Origin of the sequence: Nonomuraea sp. CA-141351, from assembly GCF_050944675.1 — a bacterium.
In the GTDB taxonomy this organism is placed as follows: Bacteria; Actinomycetota; Actinomycetes; order Streptosporangiales; family Streptosporangiaceae; genus Nonomuraea.
In genome coordinates, this window is record NZ_CP191982.1 from 10,119,784 (window position 1) to 10,140,409 (window position 20,626).

Here is a 20,626-nt window from a genome sequence, read left to right on the forward strand (position 1 = left end):
CGGCCTTACAGCGCCAGTCGCTATATGTCTAAACATTAGGCATCAAAGGGGGATCGGTGAAACCCGGAAGCATTCGCTGGGTCGAGGTCACGCCCTCGGAATACGCCCATGAGCGGAGCGGTCTGAACGCAATCCGGGAGCTGCTCAGCGAGAGCGACCCCTACCGGGCATGGAGCAATTTCACCTTCACCACCAAGACCAACCGCCAGTACGAGGTGGACCTCCTGGTCATCGGCCGTGGCGGCATCTACCTGCTGGAGCTCAAGCACTGGTCAGGCCGGATCGACGGCGACCAGCAGACGTGGTTCCACAACAGAAGTCCCAAGGACAATCCATGCGCCTCGCCAATTCCAAGGCGCAGCACTTCAAGCAGCTCCTATTAGACGCGGGCGGCCGTAACCTGCCATTCGTCCATGCCGGGGTGGTCCTGCACAACCCGGATACCGAGGTGCGGCTCGATAGTCGCGGCCGGAGTGGTGTCTACCGTATCGACGGGCAAGGGCCAACCGGACTCGATGAGGTCGTCAAGGACGCATTGGAGGCTGACCCTCATGGCACTCTCCTCGGAGCGGGACGCACAGACGCCATTCTGCAATCGCTTGATATTCGCATTTCGTACCCCGCGAGCAGCAGCCGACGGCCACGTGCTCTGACACATTCAGACGCCGGAAGGGGGTGGAGTCCGCAGTGCCCGTGCTCTGCACCAGTGCCTCGGCGATCGTGGGGGCGAAGGCGCCGAACCTGCCGCAGCGCGGCAGGATCGGCGAACCCACCTGACCCGCGGTAGGCACATCACCCGCAGTGGAAACATCTGTCAAATGACGACGGTTAACATTCATCGACAGGAAGATCGTCCATGTACCTGGGGAACTCGATGATGTTATTCCACCGCGTGACCGAGTTAGAGGTTCTGCGGAATGCCATCGGGCGCCTGCGGGCCGGAACCGGTGGTGTGGTCGTGGTGGACGGCGAGCCGGGAATCGGCAAGTCGTCGCTCCTGACCGCTGCCGCCGCGGTCGGTCAGGAGTCGGGATGTACGGTGCTGCGCGGCACGGCGGAACAGGACATATACCCGTTGCCACTGCGGTTGCTGTTCGACAGCCTGGAGATCACCGAGCGCTCACCGGATCCACGCCGCGCCGGGATCGTGAAGTTCGTACAGGAGCGGTGGCCCGAGGTGTTTCTCGACGACGCCGCACCCGCCGCGGTCTCCGAGATGCTCCTCACGCTCGTCGACGAACTGTGCGCGGGCGCGCCGACGATGATGGTGCTCGATGACGTGCAGTGGGCGGACGGCGCGTCGCTCGACGTGTGCCGCCGGCTGGCGGCGACCGCGGCGCACCTGCCGTTGCTGCTGGTGTTGTCGTGCCGCCCGGTTCCGCACCGGTCGGACGCGGGGCGCCTGCTCGCTGCGTTGCGCGGCCGCGACACGATATCGATCAGCTTGGGGCCGCTCGACCCGGACGCGGTCCACGACCTGGTGGCCGAGATCGTCGGCGCGCCACCGTGCCCCGGGCTGGTCGAGCTGGTCGCCCAGGCGATGGGCAACCCGCTTTACGTGCGCGAGCTGGTCGAATCCCTGGTACGCGAGAACATGCTGACGATCGGCACGTGCGCCGAACTCCGCCGGACCTCGACGAGCACCGTCTCGAAGTCGCTCGCCGCCGCGCTTGACAGCCGGCTCAACTTCGTCCCGGCCGGCGGGCTGGAGATGTTGCGGATGGCCGCACTGCTCGGCGGGGAATTCGCCGTGACCGAGGTGGCGGTGCTGCTGGGCCGGTCCACCCTCGACATCGCAGGCGATCTTCAGGAGGCGATGGCGGCCGGGATCCTGGTCGAAGCCGGTAAGCACATGAGGTTCCGGCATCCGCTGATCCGCCAGGCACTCTACGACGGCATGCCGACGGCGCTGCGCGTCGCGCTTCACCGGGACGCGGCCCGGGCGCTGGACGGCATCGGCGTCGAGCCCCAGAGGCTGGCGCAGCACCTGCTGGCAGCGGGCCAGACCGGTGACCGCTGGACCCGGCGCTGGATCGTCGGCGCCGCCCCGGTGCTGGCGGTACGAGCCCCGCAGATCGCCGCCGAACTGCTGCGCAGGGAACTGGACCACCAGGTGGCCGACGCGCGTGACCTGGCCGCGTTGAGCGAGGCGCTGGCCCAGATCCTGCTCGGGATGGGGGAGCACGAGCAGGCCGCGACGCGCGCCCGGCAGGCCCTCGCGGTGCTGACCGAGCCGGCCGACCGGGGGCGGATGCACTGGCTGCTGGCCCGTGCGCTGTTCAGCGGCGGTCACAACGATGCCGCGGTGACCGCCCTGGAGCAGGCGTTACGGCACGCCGACCTGCCCGACCCCTGGCGTGCCCGGCTGCTCGCCTCCCTGGCGATGTTCCAGCGGGCGGGGTCGGGCGCGCTGGACGCCGCCGACGCCACCGCACGCGAGGCGCTGGAGATCGGCGAGGCCACGGGGGACACGTTCGCCACCGCGTACGCGCTCACCGACCTCTGGATCAACCACTCGGTACGCCGGCACCACCTGTCCGCGCTGGAATGCGTGGACCGGGCGCTGGAGACCCTGAGCGACACGAGCGAACACGCGGACCTGCGGGCGTACGCACTGCACGGCCGGATCTTCACCCTGCAGAACCTGGACCGCTGGTCGGACGCCGAGGCGGCGTTGCACTCCGCGCGGCGGTTCCTGCTCGACACCGCCCGATCCGACGACACGACGTCCAGCGTCACCGCCGCCGTGCTCATGTTCTGGCTGGGCCGCTGGGACGACGCCCTGGCCGAGCTCAGCTCGGTCGATCAGAGCGATCCCGCGATGACGTACCGTGGCCTGCGCGAGCACAGCCCGGGCTCGCTGTGGCACGGCGTGGCAGCGCTCATCGCCGCCCGCCGCGACGATCACGCCACGGCCCGCGTGCACGTGACCGCCGGCCTGCGCCGGCCAGCGGTCACCGTCGCCGACCGCGAGAACACCGACTTCCTGCGAATCGCCCAGGCGGTCACCGCCGAACAGGATGGTGACAAGCATCTGGCGCTGTCCCACCTTGCCGACCTGCTCGACCGCCGGCCCGGCGAGATGACGCTGATCCACCAGTGGTCACCCGCCATGGTCCGGCTCGCGCTCGCCGTGGACGACCGGCCGGCGGCCGCGGCGGCGCTGGCGGCGTGCCGGGCGGAGGCGGCCTCGGAGCAGGTGCCGGCCCGCGCCGCCGCGGCCGCCGACTGGTGCCGGGGCCTGTACGAGAGAGATCCGGAGCCGTTGCGATCCGCGGTGGAGCACTACCGCGCCACGGGGGTGCCCGTGGACCTGGCCGGCGCGCTTGAGGACCTCGCGGCCGTCCTCGCCGAACGCGACGACCCGGCCGGTTGCCGGCGGGCCGTGGACGAGGCGATCACCTTGTACGGGGGATTCGGCGCGGTCTGGGACATCCGCCGCGCCCAGGCACGCCTGCGCAGGTACGGCATCCGCCGCGGCGTCCAGGGCACCCGGCCCAAGCGGCCCGCGCACGGCTGGGACGCCCTCACCCCGACCGAGCACAAGGTCGCGCTGCTGGTCGCGTCCGGCAGGTCCACCCCCGAGATCGCCCAGAGCATGTTCCTCACCAGGCGTACCGCGCAGACCCACATCTCGCGCATCCTCGCCAAGCTCGGCCTGCGCAGCCGGGTCGAGATCGCCCGGGTGGCGCTCGACAGGGAACCCGACACCGTCATTTGACAGATGTCTCCCGGGCCGCGGCTCTCCAGACTTGGGCGGGTGCGCCATGTCATCCCTGAGGAGAGCTTCGTGAGAGGTCTGTTACGCACCCCCACCCGGCTGGTCGCCCGCGCTCTGGTGGTGATCCTGGGCGCGAGCATCGGCCTGGTGGCCGCCACCTCGCCCGCGTGGGCCGAGCCGCCGCCCCCCGAGATCCCGCAGAACGCCAGCGCGGCCCACCTGAAATTCCAGCCCGCCATGGACTACGACGAGGACGGCTGCTACCCGTCGGTGGCCATCGGCATCGACGGCGAGCTGAACCCGGGCCTGGAGACCACCGGGGCGCTCAACGGCTCGTGCCGCGACGCGTCGGACCTGGAGAACAGCAACATGTACGCGCGGTCCCACTGCAACGCCAGCGGCTGGTGCGCCCACATGTACGGGCTGTACTTCCAGAAGGACCAGACCACCGGGATCGGCTGCTCCGTGTGCGGACACCGCCACGACTGGGAGCACATCGTGGTCTGGACCGAGAACGACCAGATCAAGTACGTCTCCGCCTCTGCCCATGGCGACTACGATCCCAAGCCGGCCGCCGAGGTCGAGTTCGAGACCGACCAGTTCGGTAACGCCACCCATCCGAAGATCGTCTACCACAAGGACGGCGGTGGCACGCACGCCTTCCGTTTCGCCGACGCCGACCAGCCCCTGAACAATCATTGGGGGAAATGGCATTTCCCCGACTTGATCAGCTGGGAAGGCTACCCGTCCGGGCTGCGCGACAAGCTGACCGGGAACGATTTCGGCTCCGCCACCTTCGCGCTCAAGGACCCCGTCTTCAAGACTGATCTCGACAAGGCCATCCCCGGCGACAAGAGCCAGAAGTGCACCCCCGATCCCGACACCGGCCGCCCGGTGTGCGTCGAGATCAAAGATCCGTATTTCGAGTTCAACACCTCCGTGCACACCCTCCCCGCCGGGATGCCGGACCCCAACGTGCCGCTGGACAAGTCGCCCCCGACCGCGCCCGGCAACCTCCGCTGGACCGCCGTGACCGCCGACAGCATCTCCCTGGAGTGGGACGCCTCCACCGACAACGTCGGGGTCACCGGCTACGCGATCTACCGGAACGGCACCCTCGTCAGAGTCGACGGCACCACCCACACCGACAGGAACCTGCCCCCGGACACCGCCCACACCTACACCGTCCGCGCCCTCGACGCCGGCGGCAACATCTCCGACGAGAGCAACGCCGTCACGGTGACCACGGAGGGCGTGGGCGAGACCGCCGCGGGTGCCCCCATCGACAACAGCGTCGACGACCGTGCGGCCAAGCCCGCGGTGTCGGTCCCGCACTCCCAGTGCCGCCCGGAGGGGATGGCCGCGACCCGTGGCGTGGATGCGCCCTACTGCAAGGTGTACGACGCCGCCGGACGCGAATGGCTGGGCGGACGCGACAAGCGAGTGGTCGGCTACTTCACCGGCTGGCGTACCGGCGAGAACGACGAGCCGCGATACCTGGTGCCGAACATTCCGTGGTCCAAGGTGAGCCACATCAACTACGCGTTCGCGAAGGTGGAGAACAACAGGATCTCCGTCGGCGACACCAGCGATCCGGAGAACCCGGCTACCGGCCTGACCTGGCCCTACACCGGCGGCGCCGCGCCCGATCCGACGTTGAACTACAAGGGGCACTTCAACCTGCTGGCGGTGTACAAGAAGAGACATCCCCAGGTCAAGACGCTGATCTCGGTGGGCGGCTGGGCCGACTCGCGGAACTTCTACACGATGGCCACCACCGCCGACGGCGGCGTGAATCAGGAGGGCATCGACGCCTTCGCCGACTCGGTAATCGAGTTCCTCGATCGCTACAAGGAGGCGTTCGACGGCGTGGACATCGACTACGAGTACCCGAGCGCGCTGCCCAAGGCCGGCAACCCGGCCGACTGGGACCTCTCGGACCCGCGCCGCAAGGGACTGCAGAAGGGCTACAACGCCCTGATGAAGACGCTGCGCGAGAAGCTGGACGTGGCCGGCGCGGCCCGCGGCCGCTACTACCTGCTCACCTCCGCGGCCTCCGCCTCGGGTTATCTGGTACGCGGCTTCGACGCCGGCGACGCCCTGAAATATCAGGACTTCATTAACCTGATGACCTACGACCTGCACGGCTCGTGGAACCACTTCGTCGGCCCGCAGGCCCCGTTGTACGACGACGGGAAGGACGTCGAGTTGCAGACCGCTCAGGTCTACTCGACCACGGAGTACGACAAGACCGGCTACTTCAACATCGACTGGGCCTACCACTACTACCGGGGCGCGCTGCCGCCGGGCCGGATCAACATCGGCATCCCGTACTACACCCGGGGCTGGCAGAACGTGACCGGCGGCACCGACGGCCTGTGGGGCACCGCCGCCATGCCCGACCAGGGACAGTGCCAGCCCGGCACCGGCCCGGGCTCCGGTGCGGCCAACCCCCACCCCTGCGGCAACGGCGCGGTCGGCATCGACAACATCTGGCACGACCTGGGACGGATCGGGAACGAGGTGCCGTCGGGATCCAACCCGCTGTGGCACGCGAAGAACCTCCAGCAAGGCGTGACGCCGGGCTACCTGAGCGCGTACACCGACCCCGCCGCCGAGGCGGGCAAGATGAAGGGCTCGTACGCGGAGAAGTACGACAGCACGCTCAAAGCCTCGTGGTTGTGGAACGCGGACAAGAAGGTGTTCCTGTCCACCGAGAACAACGCGTCCATCGACGCCAAGATCGATTACGTCAAGCAGAACAAGCTCGGCGGCGTCATGATGTGGGAACTCGCGGGCGACTACACCCAGCGGGCCAACGGCGAGTACGGCATGGGCTACGACCTCACCACCCGTCTCGACAACGGTCTTAGCGGCTCCGGAGGCTACCAGACCGGCCGCGCCGGCGCGACGACGCTGCCGGGCAACGTCGTCGATGTGAAGGCCGAACTGGTGAACTATCCCACCGGCCCGGACCCGGCGTTCCCCAGCGACGACCCCTTCTACCCGATGCGTCCTACCTTGCGGATCACCAACAACACCAGCGTCAAGCTGCCGTACGGGACCCAGATCGCCTTCGACATCCCCACCTCCGCCCCGCCGATCCTGAAAGACGCGGGTTATCAGGACTTCGGCAGCAAGATCGTCATCACCAAGGGCCGTAGCGGCGCCAACGTGGGCGGGCTGAAGGTCGACTTCCATCGCGTGACCGTCACGATCGGCTACTGCGAGGACGTCGCCCCCGGCGCCAGCCGCGACATCGTCCTGCGCCACTACCTGCCGCTCACCGGCCCGGCCAACGTCACCGTCAAGATCGGCGCCAACACCTACGGCTCCACCCAGAACGATCAGAAGGGCGCCACCACCGTCACCCCGGTGGTCAGCGGCGGGATCGCCTGCCAGGCCGAGCAGTGGCAGCGACGCCCCTACAACCCGCACGGCACCTTCGCCTTCGAGAAGGACGGCACCAGCTGGCGGATCGTGGACTGGGTCGGCGGCAACGTCCTGGACCACCCCACCACCTGGCAGGTCGCCCACCTGGTGGAGAACCAGCCCGGCAACCAGAACCAGCTGTGGACCGTCACCGAGGACGGCGGGGCCGGCTGGTACCGCATCAAGAACCGCGACAAGTGCCTACAGGCCGACGGGATACTGAAGCAGCTCAGCGTGTACGACTGCGACGGGCGGCCGAACCAGTGGTGGCAATTGCTGCGCACCGACAACGGCAGCCGGGTCACCGGTGCTCCCGTCCCCGGCACCGGCTACCACCTGGCGGGCTTCGCGGACACCTCCTACAGGGTCGCCTACCTCGCCGAGGGCAAGAACAGCGGCAACGCGCCCGGCACCCCGGCCGTCGCCGGCGCCCCCGACGGCAGCACCGCGAGCACCGTCTTCTGGAACAACTTCCTCTGGCGCGCCAACTGGTGGACCACCGCCACCGACGAACCCGGCATCAGCGCCGCCTGGACGAAGCTCGGCCCGACCTTGCAAAAGGTGGGCACGAGTTCCAGTCTGTCCGCACCGCGATCCATCGCCACCAGCCAGGCGCCCGTGCCTTCCGACGCGCCGACCGGTCCTCCCGTAGGACACGAACGCGACCCGATCACGATCACCAACCCGAGCACAAAGCCCAAAGCACCCTAGAACCCCCAACGCCCGGCCCGTCGCCCTCCAGCAGGGCGCCGGGCCGGCCCTGCCCAACCTCGGTTTCCAGGATGTTGTGGCCTGCGCGGACGACGGGTGAAGTCAGGTATCAGTGTCTTCAGGGTGTCGGGGGGCCGGTCGCCGCGCTTGGGCCTCATGGCGTTACTTCTAAGTGGCGGACCCAGGGGAAGACGTCCAGCATGGCCAGGACGAGCATCCGCGGTGAGTGAGGAGTTGGGGCCGTAGCGGTGGCGGCGGGTCAGGCCGGGGCGGCGGCGTACAGTGTGGCCTTGATCTGCGGCCAGGCCATGCCCGGCGGTATGGCGACCATGGTGACGTCCGCAACGTTGTCCCATCGCTGGAGCTGTTCCTGCACGCAGACCGAGTCTCCGTCCGCGGTGAACTCGTCCAGCAGGATCTGCGCCGCTTCGGGCACGACACCCGGGTGCCGGCCGCCGGCCGGGTTGACGGCCCGGACGAGATCGACCTGCTCGCCGAGGCCCTGAGCCGAGATGAGTCGCGGGTACACCTCGCCCATGGCCGACAGGTAGAACGCCGTGCATGCGGCCGCGGCGCCTCGGGCCGCGCCGATATCCGCGTCCACGACGGTGAACGGCCCCGCCGCCACGGTGATCGGCTCGTTCTGCCGGCCCGCGTCGGTTCGTAACTCCCTGATCCTGGCGGCAAGCTCACCACAACGATCGCGGCGCAGATAGATCGGGTACCAGCCGTCGGCCAGCTCGGCGGCCACCCGGATGGTCTGCTGCGACCCGGACGCCTACTCCGCCGTCAGCTACCTGAGCTGGAGTTGGCCCGGTTTGGTGACACCTGATCTCGGGGGAACCCTGGTTCCCGGAAGAAGGAGTCTGCTGTGCCGAACAACTATCCGCCGGAGTTTCGCGGGCAGATGGTGGAGCTGGTGCGCGCGGGACGGACGCCGGAGGAGCTGGCCAAGGAGTTCCAGCCGTCCGCGCAGCCAATCCGGGGTATCCCTGCTCGCCGTCCTCGGCGGCGGGATCAGGCTGCCAACCAGCAAGCGGGTGAGCTCTTCGTCGAATTCCGTGAGATCCCATACCAGTCCCAAGGGTGCCAGGCACATCGGCGTCGCTCTGCACCCGAACGATATTGTGCGGTCCACGCGGAGCGGTTCCCGGACGGCTTCCGTCTCGTCCTGATACTTCCGGCGGGCAACCGCTGAACGCGGAACGGACTGACTCGTCATTCTTCCCGGACCGAGGGCAGGGACCGTGGCCGGCCTCGGAGACGACACCACCATCGGGCACACGATCGGCGCCGTTCGTGACGGAACCGGTGAGGGCGCGCTCATCACCTCAGTGGTGAACGCGCCCTCGCAATAGAGCCCTCAGGCTGAGGTCGCAGCGCGCCTGGGAAGTACCCAGTCCGGACGCGGGAAGTGGCACGTGTAGCCGTTCGGGTACGCGATCAGGTAGTCCTGGTGCTCGGGTTCGGCCTCCCAGAACGGCCCTGCGGGCTCGATCGTCGTCACGGCCTTACCCGGCCACAGGCCCGACGCATCGACATCGGCGATCGTGTCACGTGCGACCTTCTCCTGTTCGGGGGTGAGCGGGAAGATCGCCGATCGGTAGCTCGTGCCGATGTCGTTGCCCTGACGGTTCAACGTCGACGGGTCGTGGATCTGGAAGAAGAACGCCAGGATGTCACGGTAGGTCGTCTGCGCCGGATCGAAGACGATCTCGACCGCCTCGGCGTGGCCTGGGTGGTTGCGATACGTGGCGTGATCGTTGTCTCCGCCGGTGTATCCGACGCGCGTGTCCAGCACGCCTGGCTGCCGACGAATGAGGTCCTCCATGCCCCAGAAACACCCGCCGGCCAGGATGGCCGTCTCGGTGCCCGGTTCGCGGGTGATCTGTCCGGTGTCATGAATTCCGCTGGTCATGATGCGTGCTCCTCTGTGCTGGTGGTGTCGGCCGTCTCGAACAGCGAGCGGTACTCGCCGTAGCCCTGCGTCTCGAGCTCGGAGACCGGGACGAAGCGCAGCGCCGCCGAGTTCATGCAGTACCTCTGGCCCCCGGCATCGGCAGGGCCGTCATCGAACACGTGCCCGAGGTGACTGTCGGCTCCGGTGGACCGCACCTCCGTGCGAGTCATCCCGAACGACCTGTCCGTCTCCGAGCGAACGGCGGACGCCACGATCGGCTTGGTGAAGCTCGGCCATCCGGTGCCGCTGTCGTACTTGTCGGTCGACGAGAACAGAGGCTGCCCGGAGACCACATCCACGTAGATCCCCGGCTCATGGTTGTTCCAGTACTCGTTGTGGAACGCCGGCTCCGTCCCGTCCTTTTGAGTGACGCGGAACTGGCTGTCGGTGAGGCGGCTCAGCGCCTCCGGAGTCTTGCTGTAGTCGTGCGACACGATATCTCCTCTTCTGACGTCGCTGGCTGCGATGTCACTGGAAGTAACATCGCAGAGAATCGTTTTGGTCCCGGGTTCCTGAGAACTCGCTGTGACTGCGATCTCAAGTTCGGTGGAAGGGTCAGGTCCGGAAAGCCCGCGTCGACGAGTCCCCCGATGAACCCGAGCATGTCAGCGATGTGGCCAGTAGCTCGCGGCTCGTACGTTGGAGTGCGGACGCCGGTTGTCTGGTAGGCGTGTGCGAACGCTCTCTCGTTCCGGTACGCCCATGCCCACCACGGGATACGAGCCACCTTGCTTGCGGCCAGGATCTTGTCGTCCAGGTCGGTGACATTGCGCACAAGCGTCACATCGAGTCCGTGCCCGATCTCAAGCCAACGCCATAGTTGATCAAATGCAACCGCTGACCTCAGATGTCCGGACATGCGGCACATCCTGAACCGTTGGCCCGCACAAGTGCACTTGTAGCCGTAGGCTTCGTGGGCGGTCACCCAGCCGGACAGCACGCCGGCGGCGAGCGCCGGTTCGATCATGGCCTGTAGGAGCTGAGGTTTGGTGGCGAAGTCGACCTGTTCGGGGGCGCGTGCGGCCGCGCGGCGCTCCGGCGACGCGATCCACGATTCCCTGGGCAGATAGAGCTCCCGATCAAGCACGGCTCGGCCACGAGTGGAGGGACACGCCGACCACGAACTCCTCTCGTTATCCTGTGGGGCTCAAAAACTCGAGTACTGCAAGGGCGCCGAATGGCTGGTCGGTTCACCTGGGATCAGGTTTCGTGATCTTGTCGATGGTGTACGCCGTCACCCGGCTCTGTTGTCTGAGGTGCCCACCTCCAGCTCATGCTGAACGCCGGTAGCGCCGCCCTCGCCATGGCCAACCTGCCCGACATCACTTCATGAGGTTGTTTACAGCAGATCGAACAGCGTGGGCTCGTGCCCGAGGCCCTCGATCTGAGGGGCGGCGAGGTCCTTCAGCTGGGGCCGCCCGCACCACCTCGCGTGGTTCTTCCGTACGAAGGCATGCTCGCAAAGACCACCGACTCCCTCCCCACCTCGGCATCAAGAGAGTCTGTGACGAGGTGCGGCGAGGATTGCCGACCGACCCGAGCGAGACGTTGACGAGGCGGGCTGACGCGATGCGCCGGTCAACGTTTTGGGATGTGTGCATCACTCGTCTATATCGATGTCCGAGGAGGTCATGTGTGTACCCGTCGGGTCCGCCGCACGGATCAGATGACCCGTTCGAGCGGCGGACCCGACGCTGCTTTCCGCGACGAGTCGCTTCGACTGGCCGCTCGGCCCCACCGATCAGAGTGTGGCCATCACTCCCTACGGGCGTACACGAATGACTGTCTTCCCCTGGCGTCGCTCGGTTGAATTGAGGGTTGCGACCGCGTTGTCGAGGGACGCGGTGGTTCCGATGTTCGTACGCAGCCGCCCGTCCCGGACTCGCTGCACGATCTCACCCAGCTGGGTGCGATCGGCCTCGACAACGAAATCGATCGCCAGGCCATCAGCGGGGCGGGTCTCGACCGGGCCCACGACCGACACCAGCGTCCCGCCGGTCTTGATCAGAGCCGCGGAGCTCCTCTGGACGTCGCCGCCGATGACATCGAAGACCAGATCGACGCCCCCGACGTCTTTCAGCGCGTCGTTCTCGAGGTCGACGAACTCATGCGCGCCGAAGTCGAGCGCCTTCTCACGGTCGGCGGCGCGTCCAGTGCCGATGACGTAAGCGCCGGCCTCACGTGCGAGCTGGGTCACCATCGTCCCGACTGCTCCGGCTGCGCCATGGGCGAGGACGGTCTGGCCGGCCTGAAGGCGGCCGTGCTGGAACAGCCCCTGCCACGCGGTCAGACCCGAGATGGGCAGGGACGCGCCTACCGTGAAGTCGACGTCGCCGGGCAGCGGCGCGAGGTTGCGTGCTTCAATCGCCACGTACTCCGCGAGGGTGCCGTCGCGGTGCCAGTCGGCGAGGCCGAACACCCGCTGCCCGACCGACAGCCCCGTCGTGCCGTAGCCGAGGGCGGTGACCACTCCGGCCAGCTCGTGGCCGGGGATCGACGGTGTCTTGTCACGGCCGGCGCGATCGGTCCAGGTCGATGGCCACTCCATCTCTGTCGGGACGAAGCCCGATGCATGAATCTGAACGATGACGTCGTTGATCGCCGCGGGCGGCTCAGGCCGCTCCGTCAGCGTCATCCCGGCCGTTCCCGCGGCCTGGTCGGTTACCACGATGGCTTTCATTGAGATCGTCCCCTTCCTCGTATGTGTTCGAAACACGATCACGAGCGGTGCTTCTCCAGCCGCCTCCGGCAGATGAGGCTGCAGGCCGATGAGTCGCGTGCATCGTGAATTCGCAGGTCATGGGCCTGGTGTGTGTGGCGGTTCGGGTACTTGCGCCGGTCGGTGGCCGATCGCCAGTGCCGTGTCGCGCGCTCTGTCCTGGAGCCTCTCGCCGCTGATGGGCATGTCGAAGGTCAGGCGCGGCGGCCGTAGGTGCGCGGATCCACGGGCTGCTCGGACTTGGGAAGCCCGCCGACCACGAGACGGTAGGAGTCGATCACGAGCTCCTTCACCAGCTTCTCGTCGATGGCGCCCCCGCCTTCCACCGTAATCCAGTGCTTCTTGTTCATGTGATAGCCGGGGGTAATGTCCGCGTACTGCTCACGCAGGGCTGCGGCGTCATCCGGATCAGCTTTCAGGATCACGACGGAGCGCCCCGGCATGTCGGTCATGAGCATGAAGACCTTGCCGCGCACCTTGTAGACCTTCCAGTCGGAGCCGAAACGATGCTCCAGGTGGGCGCCGGGCAGTCCCACAGTGTAGTCGCCCGCGATCTTCTGCAGCTCCTGTCCGTCCAAGGTGATCAACTCCTCTGTCGATCCGAGTGCCCTAACCGGCGGCCAAGGCCCAAGGTGGCGTCTCCCGCATGGCCGCCGCGAACGGCGGCGCCCGCACGCCGGCAACCTCAACAAGATCGTGTTACGAGCACTATGTGTTGTTGTGGGTTTTGGTTTCCGGGTGGGTGTTTAGATGAAGGTGAACAGCCGGTCGGCGTCGAATCGCGAGATCGGCGTGGTGTACACCCTCTCCGGGTCGGGGTAGCCGAGGGCCAGCAGCACCGTCGTGCTGTGTCCGGTCTCGCGGATCTTGAACGCCTTGTCGACACTGGTCGGGTCGAACCCTTCGAGCGGCGTGGCCTCGACGCCGAGCTCAGCGGCCGCCATCATGGTCAGGCCCACCGCCATGTAGGTCTGCTTCTCCATCCAGTGGTTCAGGTCCTTGTAGCTGTAGTTGCGCAGGTTGAGGAAGTCTCGGGTCATTGATTCCCACAGCTCCTGCTTTGACGGGTCAGGGAACCGCCCGTCGGCCCTCTCCTTCGTGAACACCGCCTCGAGGTGGCTGTCGGGTAGATCTGCCCGGGTGGTGAGGATGATGGTGTGCGACGCGTTAAGGATCTTCTCGGCGTTGTCCTGGAATCGTTCGCCCAGGTTGTTGGCGAGCCGCTCTTTGCCTTCGGGCGTGGCGAGGACGTAGAAGTGGTTGGGCTGTACGTTCACCGATGACGGCGTGGAGCGCAGGAACCTCAGCAGCTGCTGAAAGGTTTCCTCCGGAATGGTCTTGCTGGGGTCGAAATACCTGGTGAGGTGCTTATTCATGAGCTTGTCGATATTCATGTCAATCTGCCTTCTTCTTGCGATGGGTGGGTGATGAGCGGTGGTTCGCGGTGTTTTGGGCTAGTTCGTGCCGCGGGCAAGTAGTTCGCTGATGCGCTCGAAGCTGATTCCTGTCGTCGCGGCGGTGAGGTCACCCGCGACGAGAGCCTTGGTGGCCTGTTCGAGTGCCTCCATTGCGTGGGTGTAGAGCGCTGGACCCAAGCTGATGCGCTTGACCCCGGCCTTCTGCAGTTCAGCGACGGTCAGCACCTTGTCCCCCGGTGAGATGAGGACGTTGACCGGTGTCGGCGCGACGGCGGTGACGATCGCGACGAGTGCGTAGAGGTCGGGTGGGTACGGGGCGTAGAGCACATCCGCGCCGGCCTCGGCGAAGGCCGTCAGACGCCGGATGGTGTCGTCGAGATCGGGCCGCCCCTGGATGAAGTTGTCGGTGCGGCCGGTGACGACGATGCGCCCCTTGGCCGCCTCGACGGCGCTGCGTATGCGGTTGACTGCCTCGTCGAAGTCGCGGATGGGTTGATCGGGATTGCCCGAGGTGTCTTCGATCCCGATACCGGCCAGGCCGGACTCGACGGCGGCTTCGACGGTCGCCGCGACGTCTTCAGGCGTGTCGCCGTAGCCGTCCTCGAAGTCTCCGTTGACGGGCAGCCCGGTGAGCCGGCCGAGCAGCCGCGCATGCTCGAGGTGCTCGTCGCGGGTGACTTCGTGACGTCCGTCGGACCGGCCGAGTGTGGTGGCGAGTGCCGCCGATGATGTCGCGATCGCCTCGAAGCCGGCATCGGCCAGCATCAACGCCGAGAGGCCGTCCCATGCGTTGGGCATGACGAGGCCACCGTCGCGGGTGTGTAGCGCCATGAACTTCTCATAGAGTTCGGAGCCTGGCATATCGCATCTTTCCTAAGTGATCGTTTGAGGCAGTGAGGGGTTTACCGGGCTGTGTGCGCAGCCTCGACGGGCGTCCCGGCGATCAGCCGGGCGTACCGGCCGAGTTGACGGCGGGGATGTCGATGCCGGTCTGGTTGACGTTGTTGATGAAGTTGGTCAGCAGGACCTGCACCGCCACCGTGACGATCGCCAGGATCTGCGGGTCGGTGTACCCAGCGCCTCGCACAGCCGCCAGGTCGGCGTCGCTCACCTGACCGCGGCTCTCCACCACCTGCTGAGAGAAACGAGCGACCGCGGCGCGCTTGGGATCGATCGAGCTCCCGGCCCGGGCCAAGTCGATGTCATCGCTCGACATGCCACCGAGTTCGGACGATACGTATGTGTGTATCGCCAGGCAGTAATCGCAACCGTTGGCTTGCGACACGGCGAGCGCGATGGTGTGCCGCGTCTTCGCGTCCAGAACCCGGCTCAAGGTGCCCTGCAGTGTCATGACGACGTCGAGGACGGTCGGGTTCGACGCGAGAGTCGCGAACATGTTCGGGACGAAGCCGAACTGTGCGCCGACGCTGTCGAGGATGCCCTTCGCCCCGTCGGGGACGTCGTCAGGAGAGGGAACGCTAAGGCGTGACATTGGAAATCAACTCCGATCGATGGGAATGGTCGTCGTCAGCCGACTCAGGCGACAGTTTTGGGCTAGCCAGCCCACTTTTAGAGTGAACACTGCTCGCGACTGGGCTGTCAAGCCCAATATTCGGTATCGTGTGAAGCATGAAGCCCACGAAGGGAGCCCGGGAGCCTCGCAAGCTCACCGACAAGGGACAGGCCACGCGGGCCCGAATCCTGGAGCACGCCGCGGAGCTCATCTACACCAACGGCGTCCACGCCACGAACAACGAGCAGGTCCGTCACGCCGCCGGCGTCGGCGGATCACAGCTCAACCACTACTTCCCGACCAAGGAGAGTCTCGTCCTGGCAGTGATCGCATGGCAGGCCGAGCGCATACTAGCGCTCCATCGCAGTGAGCAGTTCTCCGGCTTCGACACCCTCGACACGTTTCGGAAGTGGGCGGCGTTCTACGTCGGTTACGAACGCGCCTACCAGGAAGGCTGCAGCCTCGGTTCCCTCGCGAGCGAGATCATCAAGACCGATCTCGACGTTCACGATGAACTCGCGAGCGCGTTCGACCAGTGGAGAGGCATCTTCCGCGATGGAATCCAGCGCATGCAGCGACTCGGCCGCATGAGCGCCGAAGCAGATTCCGCGCAGTTGGCCAACCTGCTCCTTGCTGCCTTCCAGGGCGGCATGCTCCTTGCCCAGGTCGCCCGGGACATCTCTCCGCTGAAGGATGCGTTGCAGACGGCCATCGACTACGTGGAGACCTTCACGACCACGAGGCCGGACGGTCCTAATGCTGGATCGGCCAGCAGATTGGCGTCAGCGCCCGTGCCGTCGAAGGCTCCGTGAAATACCGCCAGCGCCGCCAGAAGCCAACACTGAGGTGACAACAACGTCGTGAAGGAACACAGCTAGGACTCCGCCTTCAAGATCATCCCGTGGCGAGTTTCTGCCGTATCCGGGTCATGCCCCTATGAACAGTGACTGACTGGGCTCTCTTGCGGGACGGACATGGCGCCTTGGGTCGCCCCGCCAACCAGCAGGCTGCCCGGCTGGTCGGGAGCTCAGGCACCGCCGGCGTCCCCGCCATAGTGACTCCACAGCACATCGGCCTGAACCCGAGCCGTGCGCGCCGCATCCAGGAGCTGCGGCGGCGCGGCCTCCTCACCAGCCACCCGGTCCAGGACCTCCCCTAGCGCCGCACCCATCGTGATCATCACGTCGTCGAACGGGCCCGCCTCCCCCACCACGGCGAAGTCGAGCTCCGCCCGGGCGAGAGCGATCAGCTGCGCCAAGTCCTGACGCCGGGTCCCACCTCTGTAGCGGCGGACCAGGTGCTAGCCGAGAGCATGGCCGAGCAGCTCGCTCGCGCGGTGGCAGACCGACTCGCACACCGCGTACGCCGCACGGCGAGGCACTGTGGTCTCATCCAGGACAGCGCTGAGGACGCCAACCACGACGAACCCGCGACGGGCATGTGCCAGGACGACGGGGGCGGGCTGGCCGGTGCCCGAGCCGAGTTCCAGGCAGATCCCGTTCGGCGGCGGGCCGCCGCGGTCCAGGGCGTCGGTCAGGAAGTCCAGGCGGCCGGTGGCGTGCTCGGCGTCCCAGACGGGTGCCATCTCTTTGAACAGATCGGTGACCAGGGCGGCCAGCGCGGGCGTCCACACGGCGGGGTCAGCGGCGATCTGGCGGGCCAGCCGGCGGAGTTCGGCGCCGCTCTCGGGGTTGAGGAACCTGTGGACAGCCGTTGGCGGCGCCCGCGAGCAACTTAGCCGGCTGCTTCGGCAGGGTCGTCCTGCGCTGCGTGTACATCCCTCGGTCAGTATGAACGAGGGGATGGGATCGGCTGGTCGGTCAGCAGCCGGCCAGCGCGGTCCGGACGGCCGACCCGGCTCAGTCCATGCGCGAGCGAGGGCCGCGATCGAGGTGCCGTGGTCCCAGAACGCCGATCGCACGTCCTCAAGCTGGGCGCCGGTCAGCGCGGGCGGCCGGCCGCGGTAGTGGCCTTCGGCCTCCGCTGCGGCGACTCCCTTGGCGGTCAGCTCGTTTTACAGGTCGCGCTGGAACTGCGCCACGGTGGTGATCACGTTGATGATCAGGGCTGTCGTCGCATCGTTGGCGGCCAGATCGTGAAAGTTGGGCAGCGGGTATGCACAGTGAGACTCATGGTCCGACTGTGCTGAAGTAGGCACGCCCTGTCGAATGAATTGACCAGGGTCTGTTCTGATGCTGCGCCTGGCCGAGTAGCCGCGGGCATCGCAGCCCCCGGCCCTCACAGAGTGAAGTCGACCGCCTGCGAGGTGCCCTTGGCCGGGTCCTTTTCCGTCGGTCTCTTCCCCGTCCAAGCCGGTACATCGCGGCTGGTGATTGCCGGGGCCAACTGTGTCTACCATGTCTAGCTGTACGACTTCCACCCGTCGAACCGATGGAGCCCTGCGGGCGTCATCTCGAGTCCGTCCTCCCGGCATCCTCGACGTTGAGCACCGTGGTGACCCTGAATGCCCACGGGCCCTTCATGAACTCGTCGCCGTCCGTCCAGACGATCACCGGTCGCGCCTGGCCGTCCAGCGTGATGGCCAGGCCACCTTTCGAACCGTGCTGGATCCTGGCAACGCGGGTGCGCTCGCAGCGGGTGCCGGTGCAGGAGGCCAGGATGACCTGCCGGTGCTCAAGATCCCGGTAGGCCACCAGTGCCCGCCCCGCCCCGTCCAGCGCCAGCGCGGGAGGAGGCGTCCGCCCGCCATCGGGACCTGCCAGCGTCGCTTGGTCGACTTGTGCGCAGTCCGCCGACCGGCAGTCGAGCAGAGTGATCGCCCCGTCGCGTAGATGACTGTAGGCGATCACCGGCCGGGCGTCCTCGCGCACGGCCAAGGACGCAGCCACGAAACGGGAACCTTCCCATCTGTCGAAGGGGATATCGCCCTCGCTGTTCACAGGCATGGTCACCCGCGCCCGCTCGCAGCCCGGATCGGCGCAGGAGATCACGGACACGGCACCGGAGGTGATATTCGTCTGCGCGGCCACCGGCCGGTCATCGGCCCCGACGACCATGGTGAGACCGCGCTCGAAGCCCACGAAGTTACCGTCCAGGCGCGCGGACATCCTGGTCTCGGGATGCGAGCAGGGCGCATCGGCGCAGAACACGAAGGAGATCGACGCGTTGTCCCCTCCCCCATCGTCCCGTCGCGCCAGAGCGACGACCAGCCCACCGGCCGGGCGCCCGGCCAAGTCCACGGCGACGTTGTGCAGGTGCAGGTCCTCAGCCGTGGCGAGCGACAGCACCCCTGGCGCGGCCGAGCAGCCCTTCACATCACAGATCAGCAGCTTGAGCCGGTAGAAATCCGTGTCGCCTTCGCCGTCATCGGGCGTCCAGACGACCAGGGCGACGCGCCCGTCGGCCAGCCGGGCACTCCCGGTGTGCACCTGCACGCTCCTGTCACGCCGCCACGCCAGCGAGACGTCATGGCACGGGCTGCCGGCGCAGGTGAGCAGCGTGCTCTCCCGGGTCCCGTTACTCAGGAGCATGAGCTGCCCGTTCGCGCCCTGCCACGCCTGCAGATCGTCCTGGTCCGCCCTGTTGGTCAAAAGTCGGCCTGAGGCGGAGCTCAGGTCCTGCGTCGCGTTGATGTCGTTGACCTGCGGCCAGCCGAGCGGGTTGACCACGACGGCGCCGCCGTACAGCAGGCCGGGCAGCACCAGCGCGGCCAGCACCACCGGCGCCCGCGGCCGGAGCTCCGGGGCTTCGGGGAGCAGGCGCGCGACCTCCTCGAATGCCGGCTCGCCGTCCCGGTGCGCCAGCAGGAAAAGGAACGTCCTGGCCAGCACGGCCGCCTGGACGGCCGCGATGCCCACGTTGAGCACGACGCCGGCGATCCCGCCGACCATGGCCACGAGCCCGGCAGGCAGCGCGGTCCCGAGCCGCTCGACCGCCGGAATGTCGCCGAGCAGTTCCACCCCCAGCGCGACCAGCGCCGGGATGGCCACCACGCCGACGATCAGCCGGAACGTGCCGAGCACCCCGTTGAAGGCCAGCAGGCGACAGGCTCGGCCGAGCGCGCCCCACGCCGAACGTCCCTCCAGGACGGCGGCGGGCACGGCCAGCAACACCGGCAGCACGAGCGCCACCACCACCGCCATGGCCAGGAGCGCGAGCACTGGTGACCCGCTCAGCTCCGCCACGCCCAGCGCCACGGCCGCGCCCGCCACCACCCCGAGCGCCCAGGCCCCGACCAGCGGCAGCACGGTGCTCCAGTGCCGTACCGCGACCCGCAACGCGGCGGCCGGGGACACAGGCCGGTCCAGTATCAGCCCCGCGGCCACGATCACCGTGGCGGGCAGCGAGAGGGCCAGCACGACCACCCCGAGCACCAGCGCCACCGCCAACCAGCCCCAAAGCGGCCCGGGAGCTGCCCCGAACAGCACGAACTCCCCGTTGACCACAACCCCCGCATCGCCCAACCAGGGCATTACCGTCACTAGCAGGACCACACCCAGCGGCACGAATGCCATCACGGCGGGGGCCGCCAACCGGACCGGCCGCCGGCCCACCATCCATAAGCCGCGCCACAACACGCCGGTGTGTCGTATGTGCGTGACAGCGTCCTTGATCTCCATGCGGCAACCCTTGCAGCGGCGGCGACCCCTCGCCCCGATCGTCGTCTGGGTTGGTTACCTTATCTTGCAGGTTAGAACGAGATGTCTCTTTCGGTACATGAACCTCATTTGGGCCGCAACGGTTGTCCGCGCCGCCGGATTCGAGAAGGTCGAAGATGGCGTTCAGCGCGGCCATGGGTCGGGTTCCGTGCCCGGGGCCTCCCCCAAGGTGTGGAGACCTTGAGTACCGGATGATGGAAATCCGGAGGCAAGGAGTTCCACGTGGCGATGAAGTCGTATCCGCCGGAGTTCAAGGCGGACGCCGTCGCGTTGTACCTGTCTGACCCGGCGCGGACGTACGCGTCGGTGTCCCCGGGACCTGGACATCAACCGCGAGACGCTGCGCCTGTGGATGGAGGGCCCAGGCCGATGGCAGCGCCGCCGTGAAAGGCGGAGGGCTGGTGAAGACCTCACACGAGATCGAGTGGCCGGGGTTCGCTGCCGCCTGCCCACGAACTCACCAATTTTCGAGCCAGGCACGTCAGGTATGTAACGCTGATCCATCCACCTGCGGTGTATCGGGGACGTCCGGC

16 protein-coding genes and 2 pseudogenes are annotated in these 20,626 nt (G+C 67.3%); 5 read left to right on the forward strand and 13 right to left on the reverse strand.

What is annotated here, in order from left to right:
• Positions 1–56: 56 nt before the first annotated feature.
• The 3 genes from ACQPWU_RS47485 to ACQPWU_RS47495 all read left to right on the forward strand — a co-directional run bounded on the left by ACQPWU_RS47485 (position 57) and on the right by ACQPWU_RS47495 (position 7,864).
• Complete coding sequence (locus ACQPWU_RS47485) at positions 57–383, forward strand: NERD domain-containing protein (protein ID WP_433432744.1); 327 nt, start codon at positions 57–59, stop codon at positions 381–383.
• A gap of 509 nt (positions 384–892) precedes the next feature.
• Positions 893–3,721, forward strand: coding sequence for a helix-turn-helix transcriptional regulator (locus ACQPWU_RS47490; protein WP_433432746.1), 2,829 nt, complete (start codon positions 893–895; stop codon positions 3,719–3,721).
• Positions 3,722–3,790: 69 nt separating this feature from the next.
• A complete protein-coding gene (locus ACQPWU_RS47495) occupies positions 3,791–7,864 on the forward strand; it encodes a glycosyl hydrolase family 18 protein (protein ID WP_433432748.1) in 4,074 nt (1,357 codons plus the stop codon).
• Between the two features lie 259 nt (positions 7,865–8,123).
• Here the strand turns inward: ACQPWU_RS47495 and ACQPWU_RS47500 are convergent.
• A pseudogene (locus ACQPWU_RS47500) lies at positions 8,124–8,630 on the reverse strand (LLM class flavin-dependent oxidoreductase); the annotation flags it as partial.
• A gap of 105 nt (positions 8,631–8,735) precedes the next feature.
• Here ACQPWU_RS47500 and ACQPWU_RS47505 point away from each other — a divergent pair.
• Positions 8,736–9,062: a hypothetical protein gene (locus ACQPWU_RS47505; protein ID WP_433445592.1), complete on the forward strand. Its 327-nt coding sequence runs from the start codon at positions 8,736–8,738 to the stop codon at positions 9,060–9,062.
• Positions 9,063–9,227: 165 nt separating this feature from the next.
• Here the strand turns inward: ACQPWU_RS47505 and msrA are convergent, their stop codons facing one another.
• From msrA to ACQPWU_RS47550, 9 genes and pseudogenes are all read right to left on the reverse strand, one after another.
• On the reverse strand, positions 9,228–9,782 hold the full coding sequence (msrA, locus tag ACQPWU_RS47510) for a peptide-methionine (S)-S-oxide reductase MsrA (RefSeq protein WP_433432750.1): 555 nt from the start codon (positions 9,780–9,782) through the stop codon (positions 9,228–9,230).
• Positions 9,779–10,258, reverse strand: coding sequence for a peptide-methionine (R)-S-oxide reductase MsrB (gene msrB / locus ACQPWU_RS47515; RefSeq protein WP_360711661.1), 480 nt, complete (start codon positions 10,256–10,258; stop codon positions 9,779–9,781). Before msrB ends, msrA begins: the two co-directional genes overlap by 4 nt.
• A complete protein-coding gene (locus ACQPWU_RS47520; RefSeq protein WP_433445464.1) occupies positions 10,222–10,692 on the reverse strand; it encodes a hypothetical protein in 471 nt (156 codons plus the stop codon). The genes msrB and ACQPWU_RS47520 overlap by 37 nt, the downstream gene beginning before the upstream one ends.
• Before the next feature lie 33 nt (positions 10,693–10,725).
• Positions 10,726–10,929, reverse strand: a pseudogene (locus tag ACQPWU_RS47525) (transposase); the annotation flags it as partial.
• Positions 10,930–11,586: 657 nt separating this feature from the next.
• Entirely contained in the window at positions 11,587–12,504 is a 918-nt protein-coding gene (locus tag ACQPWU_RS47530) for an NADP-dependent oxidoreductase (protein ID WP_433432752.1), read from the reverse strand.
• A gap of 233 nt (positions 12,505–12,737) precedes the next feature.
• Positions 12,738–13,121, reverse strand: coding sequence for an MmcQ/YjbR family DNA-binding protein (locus ACQPWU_RS47535; protein ID WP_433432754.1), 384 nt, complete (start codon positions 13,119–13,121; stop codon positions 12,738–12,740).
• A 168-nt stretch (positions 13,122–13,289) separates the two neighbouring features.
• The gene (locus ACQPWU_RS47540; RefSeq protein ID WP_433432756.1) at positions 13,290–13,937 is read right to left on the reverse strand and encodes a nitroreductase family protein; all 648 of its coding nucleotides are present in this window, start codon (positions 13,935–13,937) and stop codon (positions 13,290–13,292) included.
• A gap of 60 nt (positions 13,938–13,997) precedes the next feature.
• Positions 13,998–14,822, reverse strand: coding sequence for an isocitrate lyase/PEP mutase family protein (locus ACQPWU_RS47545; RefSeq protein ID WP_433432758.1), 825 nt, complete (start codon positions 14,820–14,822; stop codon positions 13,998–14,000).
• 82 nt (positions 14,823–14,904) lie between these two features.
• The gene (locus tag ACQPWU_RS47550) at positions 14,905–15,357 is read right to left on the reverse strand and encodes a carboxymuconolactone decarboxylase family protein (protein WP_433432760.1); all 453 of its coding nucleotides are present in this window, start codon (positions 15,355–15,357) and stop codon (positions 14,905–14,907) included.
• Between the two features lie 233 nt (positions 15,358–15,590).
• Between ACQPWU_RS47550 and ACQPWU_RS47555 the strand changes: the two genes are divergently transcribed.
• Entirely contained in the window at positions 15,591–16,286 is a 696-nt protein-coding gene (locus ACQPWU_RS47555; RefSeq protein ID WP_433432761.1) for a TetR/AcrR family transcriptional regulator, read from the forward strand.
• 215 nt (positions 16,287–16,501) lie between these two features.
• On the opposite strand, the gene ACQPWU_RS47560 is transcribed toward ACQPWU_RS47555, so the two are convergent.
• The 3 genes from ACQPWU_RS47560 to ACQPWU_RS47570 all read right to left on the reverse strand — a co-directional run bounded on the left by ACQPWU_RS47560 (position 16,502) and on the right by ACQPWU_RS47570 (position 20,054).
• Positions 16,502–16,732 (reverse strand): hypothetical protein, encoded by a 231-nt coding sequence (locus ACQPWU_RS47560; RefSeq protein WP_433432763.1) that lies wholly within the window; start codon positions 16,730–16,732, stop codon positions 16,502–16,504.
• A gap of 42 nt (positions 16,733–16,774) precedes the next feature.
• A complete protein-coding gene (locus tag ACQPWU_RS47565) occupies positions 16,775–17,107 on the reverse strand; it encodes a hypothetical protein (RefSeq protein WP_433432764.1) in 333 nt (110 codons plus the stop codon).
• A 775-nt stretch (positions 17,108–17,882) separates the two neighbouring features.
• Positions 17,883–20,054 (reverse strand): hypothetical protein, encoded by a 2,172-nt coding sequence (locus ACQPWU_RS47570; protein ID WP_433432766.1) that lies wholly within the window; start codon positions 20,052–20,054, stop codon positions 17,883–17,885.
• Positions 20,055–20,626 lie beyond the last annotated feature (572 nt).